Genomic DNA, 13,258 nt, shown 5'->3' on the forward strand with positions numbered 1-13,258 from the left:
AGCCGGACCATGCCCAAGCCGTTCTTGAACATCGAAATGCTGCCGGCGCGTCATGGCGATTGCCTGTGGATCGAGTACGGCACCGGCGCCGACACCGGACGGGTGTTGATCGACGGCGGGCCGGTCGACACGTATCCGCGGATCCAGTCGCGGATCGCGGCGATGCCGGCCGGCGACACGGTGTTCGAACTGATCGTGCTCAGCCATGTCGACGCCGATCACGTGGAAGGCCTGGTGCGGTTGTTCGCCGACAAACCGCTGCCGTTCCTGGTGCGCGAGGTCTGGTTCAACGGTTGGCGGCAGATGGAGCGGGCGCAGACCCTCGGGGCGATGCAGGCCGAATTTCTGAGCGCCCTGCTGGTCGAGCGTGTTCCCAAGGCCTGGGATCCCGACGCCGAACCCTGGGTCGTCCCCGACCAGGGCGCTTTGCCCAAACGCACGCTGCCAGGCGGCCTGGAACTGACCTTGCTGTCGCCGAGCGTGAAGAGCCTGCGGCGGATGGCCGCGCAATGGAAAACGAAAGTAAAGAAGTTCTCGCCCGGCGATCTGAATGCGGCCTGGGAGGTATTGGCCGGACAGAAGAAATTCCTGCCGAAACAAGGCCTGCTCGGCGGCAGTTCCAAGCTCGACCAATTGTTGAGCGAACAGTTTCTCAAGGACGGCGCGGCGCCCAACGGCAGCAGCATCGCGTTGTTGGCCGAGTACCGCGGCAAGAGCGCGTTGCTGTTGGCCGACGCGCACCCGGACGTGGTCTGCGCCTCGTTGCGGCGGCTGTGCGCCGAGCGCGGGGTGGAGCGGATCGAAGTCGACGCGGTGAAGGTGGCCCATCACGGCAGCAAGGGCAACACCAGCGTCGCCTTGCTCGAACTGATCCGTTCGCCGTCGTATCTGATCAGCAGCAACGGCGATCAATTCGAGCATCCCGATGCGGCCTGCATCGCGCGGATCATCAAGCACGGCCAGCCGGAGCATCTGCATTTCAATTACAAGAGCGAGTTCACCCGGCCGTGGTTGCTGGCGGCGGCGCAGAAGCGTTATGGGTATCGGGCGCATGTGCGCGCCGACGCGCAGGTTTCGCTCAAGATCGAGCTTTAGTTCTGGGTGTTGATAGGAGCGGCTGAGAGCAAAGTCAAAATGGGTTCCGGCTTTCGCCGGAATGACGGTGGGTGGGGGCGCGGTTTGAGCGCGGGCGTGGTTTGTTGGTGGAGATCGATGCGGCGCGACCGCGATACGGGCCGCGCCGTTGCCCGATGCCTCAAGGCAACTCGGTCACCGTGATGTCGTCGTGGTAGACGATCCGGGTCGCCGCCGCGCCGGGCACCGCCGCGGCGTCGGGACGGTACAGACCCCATTTGATGGCGCCGGCCGGCGACGGGTTGTCCGGGTCGAAGGTGGCGAACGCGGGCTCGGCGACCTTGCGCACGTAGTCGGCCTGGCCGCTCAGGCGCATGTCGACGCTGAAGTGGCCGCTTTGATCGCGCGCCCAGTACACATCGAAGCGAAAATCGATCCAGCGATTGTTGTAGGGGCGCACGTCCTCGACCAACACCGCTTGCTTGTCGCCGTAACGCAGGATCATCTGGTTGCGGCGCACGCCAACGAACATGTCCGGGCTGCCGCTGAAATGCTTGAACTGCCAGACGATGTCCACCGGCGCGTCGCTGCGGCCACGCAGCCACGGTTCCCAATCTTTCAGCAGCACGCTGAAGGTGTAGCGACGATGCTGGCCTGCCGCGTATCGGCCGGGCAGGGTGTTGCCGGGGCCGCGAACGTCGCTGGCGGTGCTTTCGCTGCGCGGCGCGCCGGCCGAGGTGTAGGCTGGATTGCGCCAGGTCACTTTGTGCGCCTGGGCGAAGCGGCCCGAACGCGGTTGGTCGGACACGATGGAGGCGGCGTCCGCCGCGGACGCGTGGGTCGCGATCAGGCCCGGATAACCGGAATCGTGGCTGCCGGTTTCGTAGCCGATATCCAAGGCTTGGGTTTGCGCCGATGTCGCGGTCGATACCGCGATCAGCGCGGATGCGGCGAGGGCGCGATTGAAACCAGAGGAGAAGCGGATCATGGCGAGGCTCCGACGATGAGTGCGCTGCACTACTCGCACAACCAACAGCCCGCCGCTGCGTTCGGATTGTCGTTCCGTGCCTGACTTCTCATGATGATCGGTTATCAGCGCGCGCATGCGCCGCCGTATTGGCGAGACTTCGCGGGCGCGGCGTCGCTTGTCATGCCGCGGGCGTGACAGTGGGGCGTTCGCGGCATAAAAAAACCGGCGCGATGCGCCGGTTTTTCGTTCGCGACCCGCCCGCTGCCTCAGCGCGCGCTGAGCTCGTGCACCGCGGCGACCAACGCGGCGACGTGGTCCGGACTCATGTCCGGCGACATGCCGTGGCCGAGGTTGAACACGTGGCCTTCGCGCGAGCCGCCGTTGCCGTCGCGGTAGTCGTCGAGCGCGATCCGCACTTGCTCGCGGATCGCTTCGGGCGAGGCGTACAAGGTCACCGGATCGAGGTTGCCCTGCAGGCCCACGCGTCCGCCGACGCGGCGCGCGGCGTCGCCCAGGCCGATGGTCCAGTCCACCCCGACCGCTTCCGCGCCGCTGGCGGCGAGCGCGTCCAGGTACGGGTCGTTGCCCTTGCCGAACAGAATCAGCGGCGCGCGTTGTTCGCCGTCGCCGCGCGGCAGTTCGGCGGCGATGCGTTGCAGGTAACGCAGCGAGAATTCGCGGTACATCGCCGGCGACAACACGCCGCCCCAGGTGTCGAACACCTGCAAGGCCTGCGCGCCGGCCGCGTGCTGGGCCTTGAGGTAGGCGATCACCGCGTCGGTGACCACGCCGAGCAGGCGGTGCATCGCCGCCGGGTCGTTGAGCGCCAGCGATTTGACCTTGGAATAGTTGTCGCTGCCGCCGCCTTCGACCATGTAGCAGGCGATGGTCCACGGGCTGCCGGAGAAGCCGATCAGCGGCACCGAGCCGTTCAACTCGCGGCGGACGGTGCGGACCGCGTCCATCACGTAGCGCAGGTCGGTTTCCATGTCGGGCACACCGAGCTTGTCGATGTCGGCGGCCGAGCGGATCGGGCGTTCGAACTTGGGGCCTTCGCCGTCGGCGAAGTACAGGCCCAGGCCCATCGCGTCGGGCACGGTGAGGATGTCGGAGAACAGGATCGCCGCGTCCAGCGGAAACCGGCGCAGCGGCTGCAGGGTGACTTCGCAGGCCAGCTCCGGGTTCTTGGCCAGATTGAGGAAGCTGCCGGCCTGGGCGCGGGTGGCGCGGTACTCGGGCAAGTAGCGGCCGGCTTGGCGCATCAGCCACACCGGGGTGCGGTCGACGGGCTGGCGGCGCAGGGCGCGCAGGAAACGGTCGTTGGTCGGGGGCAGGCTGGACATGGTCGGGCTGGGGCCGGTGAGTTCGATGGAAAGGGAATAGGGGAGCGCGGGCGCGGTTGCGGCCCGGTCGTGGGGCTCAGCCGGTCATCGCGGCGCTTCGGCGCCTTGACTGAACATCAGCTGGAAGCCGCGCTTGAGCTGCTGATCGCGCGCTTGCTCCAACGCGGCCAGGGCGCTGTCGTGGTCCATGAAGACCTCGCGCCGGACCGTGCTGCGGCCGCCGATCTGGCCGGTTTCGCGGACCAGGGTCCAGCCGCCGAGCAAGTCGGGCTGGAGCATCAGCTGTACGAAGCGCGGAGCTTCGCGGCCGTCGGGCCGTTGTTGGAGAAGGAGGCGCACCGGGCGATTGTAGCGGCTGGCGGGGGGCGGCCGGGTGGGCGCGGTGTCGCGGCCCGCGCGCCGCTGCGTTGCGGTGGTGGGGCGATCGCGGCGCCCCGGGGGCGGCTGAGGCATCGCACTGGCGTCGCGAACGGCCACCCCGCGGTCGCAGCTTGCGCAGCTCCTACAGCGAGACTTCCGAGCACGACGCTGCCGCGGAGGCTACCTGTAGGAGCTGCGCAAGCTGCGACCGCGACAATTCAGCAACGACGCAAGCTCAAACCCCGCGAAACCCCCGCCGATACGCCGAAGGCGAAGTCCCCAGCCGCGCCGCGAAGTGTTGCCGCAACGACGCCGCGGTCCCGAACCCGGTCTGCGCGGCGATCGCGTCCAGGCCCTGGTCGCCGGTTTCCAGCAGCCGCTGCGCGCGCGCCAGCCGCTGCCCGGCCAGCCATTCGCCGACGGTGGTGCCGGTGCTGTCGCGGAAGCGGCGGGTGAAGGTGCGCCGGCTCATCAGCGCGCGCTCGGCCAGCGCGTCCAGGCTGTGGGCCTGATCCAGATGCGCCAGCGCCCAGGCCAGCACCGCGGCCAGGCGATCGTCCTGGGCCGAGGCGGGCAGCGGTTGTTCGATGTACTGCGCCTGGCCGCCCTGGCGGTGCGGCGCCACCACCAGCCGGCGCGCGACCCGGTTGGCGATCTCCGCGCCGTGCCGGCGCCGCAGCAGGTGCAGGCAACAGTCCAGCGCGGCGGCGGTGCCGGCCGAGGTGGTGATGCGGCCGTCGTCGACGTAGAGCACGTCGCGCTGCAGTTCGATCCCGGGATACCGCGCGGCGAAGTGCTCGCTCCAGCCCCAGTGGGTGGTGGCGCGGCGGCCGTCGAGCAAACCGGCCTCGGCCAGGATGTAAGCGCCCAGGCACAGGCCGACGATCTGCGCGCCGCGTTGGTGGGCGCGGCGCAGCGCCTTGAGCAAGGGCTCGGGCGGGCGTTCGTCGGCATCGCGCCAGGACGGGACGATCACCGTGTCGGCCCAGCCCAGCGCATTCAATCCATGCCGGGTGCCGATGCTGAAACCGGCGCGGGTGCGGATCGGCCCGGGCTCGGCCGCGCACACCCGCAGCTCGAACGGCGGCAAGTCGCCCTCGCCGCGGTTCTCGAACACCAGGCAGGGCACGGACAGGTGGAAGGGGCTGATGCGGTCGAAGGCGACCACGGCCAGGCGGGCCAGCGGGGTGTCGGCGTTCATGGCCCGATCCTAGCGAATATTGGCGTTCGGGTCACTGTCGTCGCGACCGGCCGAAGCGAACAATGGCGCCACTTCTTCATTCAACCGCACGGAGTACCGCCATGAACCATCAGACCCAGAAGCGCGCACTGGTCGTCATCGACGTGCAGAACGATTACTTCGCCGACGGCCTGCCGATCGAATACCCGCCGGTCGCCCGCACCTTGCCCAACGTCGGCCGCGCCATGGACGCCGCGCGCGCCGCCGGCATTCCGGTGGTGGTGGTGCAGAACACCGCGCCCGCGGGCACGCCGGTGTTCGACAAGGGCCGGCCGGGTTGGGAACTCAACGAAGTCGTCGCTTCGCGGCCGCGCGATCACTACATCGAAAAGAATCTGCCGAGCGTGTTCACCGGCACGGATTTCGACGAATGGCTGCGGCGCAACGGCGTCGACACCCTCAGCGTGATCGGCTACATGACCCACAACTGCGACGCCTCGACCGTGTTCGAAGCCGCGCACCGCGGCTATCACGTCGAATTCCTCAGCGACGCCACCGGTTCGCTGTCGTACGAGAACAGCGCCGGCCACGTCACCGCCGAGGAGATCCACCGGGTCTTCAGCGTTGTGTTCCAAAGCCGCTTCGCCGCGGTGGCCAGCACCGAGGAGTGGATCGCCGCGATCGGCGAAGGCCGCAGCTTGCAGATCGACAACCCCTACGCGTCCAACCAGCGCGCGCGGGCCCGAGCTAAAGCCGCGGCCTGAGCCCCACGGCTTGCGCCGAAAGCCAGCCCCCAACAAGCGCGCCAACCGTCGCCCCCTTTGCAAAAGGGGGCGAGCGCCCGACGCAAGCAAGAGGTCAGGCGATTGCAAAGCGCGGGGGATTTGCTGTTTGCTTCCGCTGCTGCCAGCTCACTGATTCTTGAGCCTGATCTCCTGCACCCAACTACCGAACCCATTCTCCAGATGCACGATCTCCCCGAGCGCCTGCGCACCCAGCGCCTCGGCGGTAACGAACACCGAGCCATTGGCGTACTCATTGATCTGATACTCCGGCCGCCCGTGGACTATGGTCCGGGTAGCGTTCACGAACCGCAGCCCGGTCAACACGATGTTCCATTGCAGACCGCTGCTGCTCAACGTCGCATAAGCCGAAGTGTTGGGCACGCCGCCGTTGACGTAGTTCAGCACCGCCAACTTGATCGAATCGGTGAGCGCGGCCCAACTCACGCCGAAGATCACCGTGCTGGTGCGCGCATTGGGATAGTTGCCGAAGCGTTCGTGCGCGGTCTGCGCGGCGACCTCGGGAATGTCGGTGGGGTCGAAGTGCTTGTCGAGGAACTCGAATTGATTGGCCACGGCGGGATCCTGAGAAGAGGGTGCGGCGGGCGAGGGCGAGGGCGCGGCGGCCGCGGGGCGGCCCAGCGCATCGTGCAAAAGCAGAAGATGGAGCGGAGAGAGGGCCATGGGGCGCGGATCCTGGCTGATCGGTGCATGGCGGAATAACGCGGGCGTGCCGGGCTTGTGAAAGCCGCGCCGATTGGCGGCTTGCAAGGTTCACGAGCCCGGCTTGGCTGCGTTGGTGCAGTCGTGCGTTCGCTCGCGCGAATTCATTCGACCGCCATCCGACTCAGGAGCTGATCTCATGCCCGTACTCACCGACGCTCAATTGCAAGGACTCGCCGCGGCGCAACTCGATGCCGGCACCGAGATCGACCCGGACTGGCCCGACCCGTATCCCGACGCACCGTGCTGGGGGTTCGCCTTGTTCGGCGGCCCGGGCGGTCACGCCGACAACACGCCGCCGGTGTTGTTTCCGCAAGCCTTCACCTACAACGACGCCGGCCTGATGACCGGCATGAACCCGCAGTTCGTCGCGTGGGTGCACAACCAATTCGGCAACGCCGCCGCCGATGCCCAGGCGCAGGCCTTGGCCGACAACTTCGAAGCGGCCTTCATCGACCTCGACGACGCGGCGCAAGAAGCCTGCACCGGCGCCTTGGCGCGCCTGAGCATCGTCCTGGCCGGGCTGACGCTGTCGGCCAACGACGGCACCGCGCCCAGCCGCTACGCGATCGTGATGGCGTCGGACTATTGGTACACCTGGGAACATTGGGCGCTGAGTCTGGCCAACAACGTCGGCCAACCCAGCTACCCGCAGGTGCAGTACTGCCAACGCGACGCGGGCGTGAATCCGGTCAATACGCGGTGCGGTTTGGTGTGGGGCAATCATCCGATCCTGACCACGGTGTACGTCACCGGGTTGCAGGATGAGCATGTGACGTATTTGCAGCACGCGGCGGGGTGGCCGGGCTGAGCCAGAGGTGGTTGCCAGGCAGCAAGACCGCTATCCGGCCACGGTGTGTCGCACGGCCGTGGCCGGCTCAGGCATTCGTCAGGTTTCGTCGGTGCGTGCGGCTTGACCGTGCGGAGCCGCTGCCAAGGCGCTTTCGCCCAGCCGATGGTCGGGGGCGTCGACCAGCTGGATCACTTCGCTCGAACGAAACTCGCGCCGCCACGGCAACGTCAGATACCGTTCAACGAAAATCGTCGCGTGCATATCGCGAGGCACCGAATAGACGACTTCGACCTGAAACGGTCCGGCGATATTGGCTTCGAATTCGCCACGCGTCGGCCGAACTTTGCCGCCGCCCATGCGGTATCCGTGCACATCGCGTTGTTGCGCGCTTCGATAACTCTCATCGACGCAAGCTTGCTTGGCCTGCCAAGCGGTGAGATAGCCTGCGCAAAAGTACAACGCGCCGATCGACAGTGCGGTTAAGACAATTTTCTTCAGTACGTTCATGCCAGCGTCCCTGAGCATTCGATGCGTGAAGTCACTAGGGCGCGCCACATTCAACCCGCGGCCAACACCGTGAGCACGTCATCGTCGGCCACACCTGAAACGATCCGCGCGGCGCCAGCTTTGTCCCAAAGAATGAAACGCAAGCCGGCCGCATCGGCCTTCTTGTCCAGCCGCATGCGCGCCAGCAGCGAGTCCGGCGACAAACCGGTCGGAATCGCCGTCGGCAGCCCCAGGCGTTGCAACAAACGCTGCAGACGTTCGGCATCGGCCGCACTCGAGCGCCCCAGCGCGGCGGACAAACGCGCAGCCAGCACCATGCCGACGGCGACCGCTTCGCCGTGATTGAGGCCGTCGCCGGTGGTGCCGGCGTAGCCCTGTTCGGTTTCGATCGCATGGCCGAAGGTGTGGCCGAAGTTGAGCATCGCGCGGTCGCCGCGTTCGAACGGGTCGCGCGCAACCACTTCGGCCTTGTACGCGCAACTGCGCGCAATCGCCTCGGCCAGCGCGTCGTCTTCGCGCGCCAGCAACGCCTCGGCATGCGCTTCCAGCCAATCCAGGAAGCTGGCGTCGAAGATCGCGCCGTACTTCACCACCTCGGCCAGGCCCGCGCGCAGTTCGCGGTCGGGCAGACTGCGCAGCACGGTGGTGTCGGCGATCACCGCGCGCGGCGGATGGAAGGCGCCGACCAGATTCTTGCCGCTGGGCAGGTCCACCGCGGTCTTGCCGCCGACCGAGGAATCGACCATCGCCAGCAGCGTGGTCGGCAGTTGCACGCAATCGATCCCGCGCATCCAGCAGGCCGCGGCGAAGCCGGCCAGATCGCCGATCACGCCGCCGCCGAGCGCGACCACGGCGGCATCGCGGGTGGCGCCCAGCGTGGCCAGCGCGTCCAGGCATTGGCCGAAACGGGCCAGGGTTTTTTCGTGCTCGCCGGCGGGCATCACGAACCGGGCCAGGGTCAGGCCCGGCTTGGCCTCGTGCAGCGCCGCTTCGACCTGCTGCAAATACAGCGGCGCGACGTTGGCGTCGCTGACGATCAGCGCATGCCGCCCGCGCAGGGGCTTGCCCAGGCGCGCGCCGTCCTGCAGCAGCCCGGGACCGATTTCGATGCTGTAGCCGCTCTCGCCGGCGACCTCGACCTTGCGTACCGCGCTCATGCATCGACTCCGGAAACGGATGAAACCTGTGGGGACGGCGGCGCCGGTGGGCGTCGCCAATGAAGATCGAGTTCGGCGGCCAGGCCCAGCGCGGCGTCCAGCGCGCTCATCGCGCCGGTGTCGAAGCGCAGATCGGCCACTTCCGCATACAGCGGCGCGCGCGCGCTGGCCAGATCGCGCAAGACCTGCTCGCGGTCGCCGCGCGCCAGCAGCGGACGGCTGCGGTCCTGGGCCAGGCGTTCGAGTTGCTGTTCGACGCTGACCAACAACTGCACCACGTAGCCGCGCTCGCGCAACAGGTGCCGGTTGTCGGCGGCCAGCACCGCGCCGCCGCCGGTGGCCAGCAGCAGGCCGTCCTCGCTCAGCAGCTCGGCCAGCACCGCGCTTTCGCGCGCGCGGAAGCCGGCCTCGCCTTCGTGTTCGAAGATCGCCGCGACGCTGGCGCCGGTGCGTTGTTCGATTTCGCGGTCGGCATCGACCAGGCGCAGGCCGAAACGCTCGGCCAGGCGCTTGCCGATGCAGGTCTTGCCGGCCCCCATCGGGCCGACCAGGATCAGATTGCTCGCCGGATTCATGCCCCCGATTGTAGGCCACCGCGCGGCGCAGGCCACGGCGCGGGCGATCCGCATGCAGTCCCGGTTGGGCCGGCCGACGCTTGCGTGGTCTTAACGCCGGCGCGCCTAGGCTCGAAGATCGGCCCGCGCGATCCGCGCGCGGCCCCCGCGCGCCGCCGTCCCGGCGACGCATCGCTCATCCGTGTCGCGCACAGGAGAACGCCATGTCGGTCGCCAAGGTCATCGAACTCACCACTTCCTCCAACACCGGCATCGAGGATGCGGTCAAATCCGGATTGGCCAAATGCGCCGAGTCGGTCAAGGACATTCAGGGCGCTTGGGTCAACGAGATCAAGGTGGTTACCGATCCGAGCGGGAACATCCAGGAGTGGCGGGTCAATTTGAAGGTTACGTTTGTGGTCAAGTGAGGTTGGGTGAGGGGCCACGTGTCGTTGTGGCTAGGCATGTGTCGTTGTGGTTAGGGTTCGACGGGCGCTAGGGGATCGTGCATCGGTTCCCCGGCGTACTTGATCGCCTCTTTTCATCGTCGTTCGCCGCCTGGGGCGTCGTTAGCCTTTCCACGCGGTCATTCGCCTCTCCCAAGTCGTCATTCCCGCGAAGGCGGGAATCCAGTGCCTTTCGTGCGAGAACGCATGAAGTCGCTGGATTCCCGCTTTCGCGGGAATGACGGGCTGGAGGGATGGCGCTGAAGGCTCTGGATTCCCGCCTTCGCGGGAATGACGATCTGGGGGGCGCTGAAGGCTCCGGATGTTCGGCTACGCCGAAGTAAAACGGAGCCCGCCTTCGCGGGAATGACGGACTGGAGACATGGCGCTGAAGGCTCTCAGCTAGCCGACGACCCGCCGACGCGAATCCAACTCCACCGTCCAATCCGCAATCCCCGTCAGCCGCGCCAGCGCCTGCCGGCTGACCCGCTCGAACAACTGCACGAAACGCTCGACCTGCGCGCGGTTCATCGCCTGCCGGCGCGGGTTGCGCGCCTGCAGCGCCTGTTCCTGCTGCCAGCGCCACTCCACCACGATCTCGAACCCGGGCGGGCGCAAGAACAAAGTGCGGTCCAGCCGCGACCACAGCGCGGGGTAGTCCTCGGCCAGGGCGCGATTGCAATAACTGCGCCAAACACCGTCGGCGTCTTCGGCGCGTTCCAGCGCATTGACCGGCACGGCCAGTTCGCCCGGCGTCTGCGCGGGCGCGGCCAGGAACCACCCTTCGAACACGGTCAGATCCACCGCCTCGGCGCGACCCCAGCGCGAAGGCGGCAGCCGGGTGTCGCCGAGCTTGTCGAAACGCGGCAGCCGCACCGACCGGCCGGCGCGCAATGCATCCAGCACCTCGCAGGCCAAGCCGACCTCGTGCGTCCCCGGCGGCCCGCGCGTGGCCAGCAGCGGATGCACGCGCCTGCCCAGGCGCTGGCGTTCGCGCCGGCCCAGGTAGAAATCGTCGATCGACAACACCGCCGCGCGCAGACCGCGCGCTTGCGCGGCTGCGGCCAGTTGCGCGGCCAGGGTCGATTTGCCGCTGCCCTGCAAGCCGCTGATCGCGTAAACGCGGGCGCCGGCGGCGAGCGCGTCGTCGAGCACGCGGGTCACAAAATCGGCGGCGAAGCCGGCCTCGCCGCCGCCCGCGGATGGGGCGGCCGGTTTGCCGATTGCGGCGGACGGATGCAGGCGCGGCGACATGGGATCACAATAGCGCAATGAAACCGACCGCCGATCTGCTCAACGAAGCCCTCGTCACGTTCGATGCGCTGTTCGCCGAAGCGCGGGACGCCGGCGAGCCCGATCCGACCGCGATGAGCCTGGCGACCGCGTCGCTGGACGCGCGCCCGTCGCTGCGTACCGTGCTGCTGAAGGCCGTCGACGCGCGCGGCTTCGTCTTCTACACCCATCTGGACGGGCGCAAGGGCCGCGAGCTGCAGGCCAATCCGCATGCCGCGCTGCTGTTCCACTGGCCGCGCGTGCGCCACGGCGTGCAGGTGCGGGTGGAGGGCGCGGTGGAGATCGTCGGCGATGCCGAAGCCGATGCCTACTTCGCTTCGCGCGCGCGCGGCAGCCAGCTCGGAGCCTGGGCGTCGAAGCAATCGGAGACGCTGGCCGACCGCGAAACCTTCGAGCAGCGTCTGGCCGAGGCCGATAGCAAGTTCGAGGGTCGCGAGGTGACGCGCCCGCCGCGCTGGACCGGTTTGCGGGTGCGCGCGGACAAGATCGAGTTCTGGTACGGCGCCGATTTCCGCCTGCACGAGCGTTGGCTGTACGAATGCGACCGCGCCGGCGAGTGGTCCAAGCGGATGCTGTACCCGTGAGCGAGCCGTGGCGCGTGCGCGCCGTCGTCCGTGGCGATGAGCCGCGGTGGGCGCAACTGCGCGCGCAGTTGTGGCCGGAGCAACCGCTCGCCGACCTTGCCGAGGAATTGGGCGACTGGTTCGAAGACGCGCGTCTGGCCGCGTTCGTGGCCGAGGACGCTCAAGGCCTGTGCGGCTTCGCCGAAGCGAGCATACGCAGCGATTACGTCAACGGCACCGAGTCTTCGCCGGTGGCGTTCCTGGAAGGCTGGTACGTGAGTCCGGCGCATCGCGGCGCGGGGATCGGCCGCGGGTTGATCGCGGCGGTCGAGGCCTGGGGACGCGAGCGCGGTTGTCGCGAGCTGGCGTCGGATGCGTTGCTCGACAACGTCGACTCGCACCGCGCGCATGAGGCCTGCGGGTTTGAGGAAACCGAGCGGGTGGTGTATTTCCGCCGGGCGCTTGTCGCCGAATAGCGAAACTCCAGCGGCGCCCTGTAGGAGCGGCGTCCCACAGGGATTTCCTTCGGTCACAAGCCGCGACCGCGACCTCTCAACAACGTCGTAACCGCGAGGTCGCGGTCGCGGCTCGCGCCGCTCCTACAGGCAGTCGATGAAGTCGCGCGGACTAACGAACGCGGCGCGCGGCCCAGGCGTGAACGATCTCGCTCAACGCATCCAACCCCGCGGTCAGCGCCGCCGGACCCGGCTGCAGAATGATCGGCGACTTGATTTCATGCAGTTCGCCGTCGCGCACCGCCGGCACGTCCTGCCAGCCGGGGCGGGCGGCGACCTGCTCGGGGCGGAATTTCTTGCCGCACCAACTGCCCAGGATCAGCTCCGGCGCGCGCCGGACCACTTCCAGCGGATCGGCCAGGATGCGGTCGCGCGCCAGCGACATCGCCGCGTGCTCGGGAAACACGTCGTCGCCGCCGGCGATGCCGACCAGTTCCGACACCCAGCGGATGCCGGTGATCTGCGGGCTGTCCCATTCCTCGAAATACACCCGCGGCCGCCGCGGCAGCGTTGCGGCGCGTTCGCGCGCGGCCTCGATGCGGCCGCGCAGTTGCTCCGCCAGTTGCCCGGCGCGGTCGCCTGCGCCGACCAAGGCGCCGAGCCGGTGCACGTAATCCAGGATGCCCTCGACGCCGCGGTGATTGCTGATCCACACCTCGATGCCGTGTTTGATCAACTCGGCGGCGATGTCGGCCTGGATGTCGGAGAAACCGATCACGAAGTCCGGGCGCAGCTTGAGGATCTCGCCGATCTTGGCGCTGGTGAAGGCGCTGACCTTGGGCTTTTCCTTGCGCGCGATCGCCGGCCGGACGGTGAACCCGCTGATGCCGACGATGCGGTCCTGCTCGCCGAGCAGGTACAGGGTTTCGGTGGGTTCTTCGGTGAGGCAGACGATGCGTTGCGGGCCCATGCATGCATGTTTGTATCGGGGAGATGGGGATTGTCGTCGAGTGGGGCGGTGGGTGCGAGGGTGGGGGCCACGCGCCCACATCGGCGCA

General features: G+C 68.0%; 16 protein-coding genes. 6 read left to right on the plus strand and 10 right to left on the minus strand.

The features are described from left to right. The first annotated feature begins 9 nt into the window (after window positions 1-9). Window positions 10-1,095: a ComEC/Rec2 family competence protein gene (locus V7787_RS17435; protein WP_336088774.1), complete on the plus strand. Its 1,086-nt coding sequence runs from the start codon at window positions 10-12 to the stop codon at window positions 1,093-1,095. 160 nt (window positions 1,096-1,255) lie between these two features. On the opposite strand, the gene V7787_RS17440 is transcribed toward V7787_RS17435, so the two are convergent. The 4 genes from V7787_RS17440 to V7787_RS17455 form a co-directional block, all read right to left on the minus strand. Next, entirely contained in the window at window positions 1,256-2,062 is an 807-nt protein-coding gene (locus tag V7787_RS17440) for a heparin lyase I family protein (protein ID WP_336088775.1), read from the minus strand. Between the two features lie 248 nt (window positions 2,063-2,310). Further along, on the minus strand, window positions 2,311-3,387 hold the full coding sequence (gene hemE, locus V7787_RS17445) for a uroporphyrinogen decarboxylase (protein WP_336088776.1): 1,077 nt from the start codon (window positions 3,385-3,387) through the stop codon (window positions 2,311-2,313). An 84-nt stretch (window positions 3,388-3,471) separates the two neighbouring features. After that, window positions 3,472-3,726 (minus strand): WGR domain-containing protein, encoded by a 255-nt coding sequence (locus V7787_RS17450; RefSeq protein WP_336088777.1) that lies wholly within the window; start codon window positions 3,724-3,726, stop codon window positions 3,472-3,474. A 256-nt stretch (window positions 3,727-3,982) separates the two neighbouring features. Beyond that, entirely contained in the window at window positions 3,983-4,948 is a 966-nt protein-coding gene (locus V7787_RS17455) for a helix-turn-helix domain-containing protein (protein ID WP_442965319.1), read from the minus strand. Window positions 4,949-5,049: 101 nt separating this feature from the next. On the opposite strand from V7787_RS17455, the gene V7787_RS17460 reads away from it, so the two are divergent. Further along, window positions 5,050-5,691 (plus strand): cysteine hydrolase family protein, encoded by a 642-nt coding sequence (locus V7787_RS17460; RefSeq protein ID WP_336088778.1) that lies wholly within the window; start codon window positions 5,050-5,052, stop codon window positions 5,689-5,691. Between the two features lie 147 nt (window positions 5,692-5,838). On the opposite strand, the gene V7787_RS17465 is transcribed toward V7787_RS17460, so the two are convergent. Next, window positions 5,839-6,480 (minus strand): hypothetical protein, encoded by a 642-nt coding sequence (locus tag V7787_RS17465; RefSeq protein ID WP_336088779.1) that lies wholly within the window; start codon window positions 6,478-6,480, stop codon window positions 5,839-5,841. A 91-nt stretch (window positions 6,481-6,571) separates the two neighbouring features. Here V7787_RS17465 and V7787_RS17470 point away from each other — a divergent pair, with 91 nt between their 5' ends. Beyond that, complete coding sequence (locus tag V7787_RS17470; RefSeq protein WP_336088780.1) at window positions 6,572-7,243, plus strand: hypothetical protein; 672 nt, start codon at window positions 6,572-6,574, stop codon at window positions 7,241-7,243. 78 nt (window positions 7,244-7,321) lie between these two features. Here V7787_RS17470 and V7787_RS17475 read toward each other — a convergent pair whose 3' ends face one another. Genes V7787_RS17475 through V7787_RS17485 form a run of 3 tightly spaced genes read right to left on the minus strand, consistent with a single transcriptional unit; the run spans window position 7,322 to window position 9,464 of the window. Beyond that, entirely contained in the window at window positions 7,322-7,732 is a 411-nt protein-coding gene (locus V7787_RS17475) for a hypothetical protein (protein ID WP_336088781.1), read from the minus strand. Window positions 7,733-7,782: 50 nt separating this feature from the next. After that, window positions 7,783-8,889, minus strand: coding sequence for a 3-dehydroquinate synthase (aroB, locus tag V7787_RS17480; protein WP_336088782.1), 1,107 nt, complete (start codon window positions 8,887-8,889; stop codon window positions 7,783-7,785). Beyond that, window positions 8,886-9,464 (minus strand): shikimate kinase, encoded by a 579-nt coding sequence (locus V7787_RS17485; protein WP_336088783.1) that lies wholly within the window; start codon window positions 9,462-9,464, stop codon window positions 8,886-8,888. Before V7787_RS17485 ends, aroB begins: the two co-directional genes overlap by 4 nt. Before the next feature lie 203 nt (window positions 9,465-9,667). Between V7787_RS17485 and V7787_RS17490 the strand changes: the two genes are divergently transcribed. Continuing rightward, window positions 9,668-9,871, plus strand: a complete 204-nt coding sequence (locus V7787_RS17490; protein ID WP_336088784.1) for a dodecin family protein — start codon at window positions 9,668-9,670, stop codon at window positions 9,869-9,871. A gap of 420 nt (window positions 9,872-10,291) precedes the next feature. Here the strand turns inward: V7787_RS17490 and V7787_RS17495 are convergent, their stop codons facing one another. Further along, window positions 10,292-11,143 (minus strand): hypothetical protein, encoded by an 852-nt coding sequence (locus V7787_RS17495; RefSeq protein WP_336088785.1) that lies wholly within the window; start codon window positions 11,141-11,143, stop codon window positions 10,292-10,294. A 17-nt stretch (window positions 11,144-11,160) separates the two neighbouring features. Between V7787_RS17495 and pdxH the strand changes: the two genes are divergently transcribed. Beyond that, window positions 11,161-11,766, plus strand: coding sequence for a pyridoxamine 5'-phosphate oxidase (pdxH, locus tag V7787_RS17500; RefSeq protein ID WP_336088786.1), 606 nt, complete (start codon window positions 11,161-11,163; stop codon window positions 11,764-11,766). Then, a complete protein-coding gene (gene aac(6'), locus V7787_RS17505) occupies window positions 11,763-12,221 on the plus strand; it encodes an aminoglycoside 6'-N-acetyltransferase (protein WP_336088787.1) in 459 nt (152 codons plus the stop codon). The genes pdxH and aac(6') overlap by 4 nt, the downstream gene beginning before the upstream one ends. A gap of 151 nt (window positions 12,222-12,372) precedes the next feature. Here the strand turns inward: aac(6') and V7787_RS17510 are convergent, their stop codons facing one another. Next, entirely contained in the window at window positions 12,373-13,170 is a 798-nt protein-coding gene (locus V7787_RS17510; RefSeq protein WP_336088788.1) for a cobalamin-binding protein, read from the minus strand. Between the last annotated feature and the right edge of the window lie 88 nt (window positions 13,171-13,258).

Source organism: Pseudomonas sp. CGJS7, from assembly GCF_036961695.1.

Excerpts from the sequence above, each read along its gene's own strand:
- V7787_RS17435 (WP_336088774.1), top strand. The coding sequence starts at position 10 with ATGCCCAAGCCGTTCTTGAACATCGAAATGCTGCCGGCGCGTCATGGC.
- V7787_RS17440 (WP_336088775.1), bottom strand. The coding sequence starts at position 2,062 with ATGATCCGCTTCTCCTCTGGTTTCAATCGCGCCCTCGCCGCATCCGCG.
- hemE (WP_336088776.1), bottom strand. The coding sequence starts at position 3,387 with ATGTCCAGCCTGCCCCCGACCAACGACCGTTTCCTGCGCGCCCTGCGC.
- V7787_RS17455 (WP_442965319.1), bottom strand. The coding sequence starts at position 4,948 with ATGAACGCCGACACCCCGCTGGCCCGCCTGGCCGTGGTCGCCTTCGAC.
- V7787_RS17460 (WP_336088778.1), top strand. The coding sequence starts at position 5,050 with ATGAACCATCAGACCCAGAAGCGCGCACTGGTCGTCATCGACGTGCAG.
- V7787_RS17470 (WP_336088780.1), top strand. The coding sequence starts at position 6,572 with ATGCCCGTACTCACCGACGCTCAATTGCAAGGACTCGCCGCGGCGCAA.
- V7787_RS17475 (WP_336088781.1), bottom strand. The coding sequence starts at position 7,732 with ATGAACGTACTGAAGAAAATTGTCTTAACCGCACTGTCGATCGGCGCG.
- aroB (WP_336088782.1), bottom strand. The coding sequence starts at position 8,889 with ATGAGCGCGGTACGCAAGGTCGAGGTCGCCGGCGAGAGCGGCTACAGC.
- V7787_RS17485 (WP_336088783.1), bottom strand. The coding sequence starts at position 9,464 with ATGAATCCGGCGAGCAATCTGATCCTGGTCGGCCCGATGGGGGCCGGC.
- V7787_RS17490 (WP_336088784.1), top strand. The coding sequence starts at position 9,668 with ATGTCGGTCGCCAAGGTCATCGAACTCACCACTTCCTCCAACACCGGC.
- V7787_RS17495 (WP_336088785.1), bottom strand. The coding sequence starts at position 11,143 with ATGTCGCCGCGCCTGCATCCGTCCGCCGCAATCGGCAAACCGGCCGCC.
- pdxH (WP_336088786.1), top strand. The coding sequence starts at position 11,161 with ATGAAACCGACCGCCGATCTGCTCAACGAAGCCCTCGTCACGTTCGAT.
- V7787_RS17510 (WP_336088788.1), bottom strand. The coding sequence starts at position 13,170 with ATGGGCCCGCAACGCATCGTCTGCCTCACCGAAGAACCCACCGAAACC.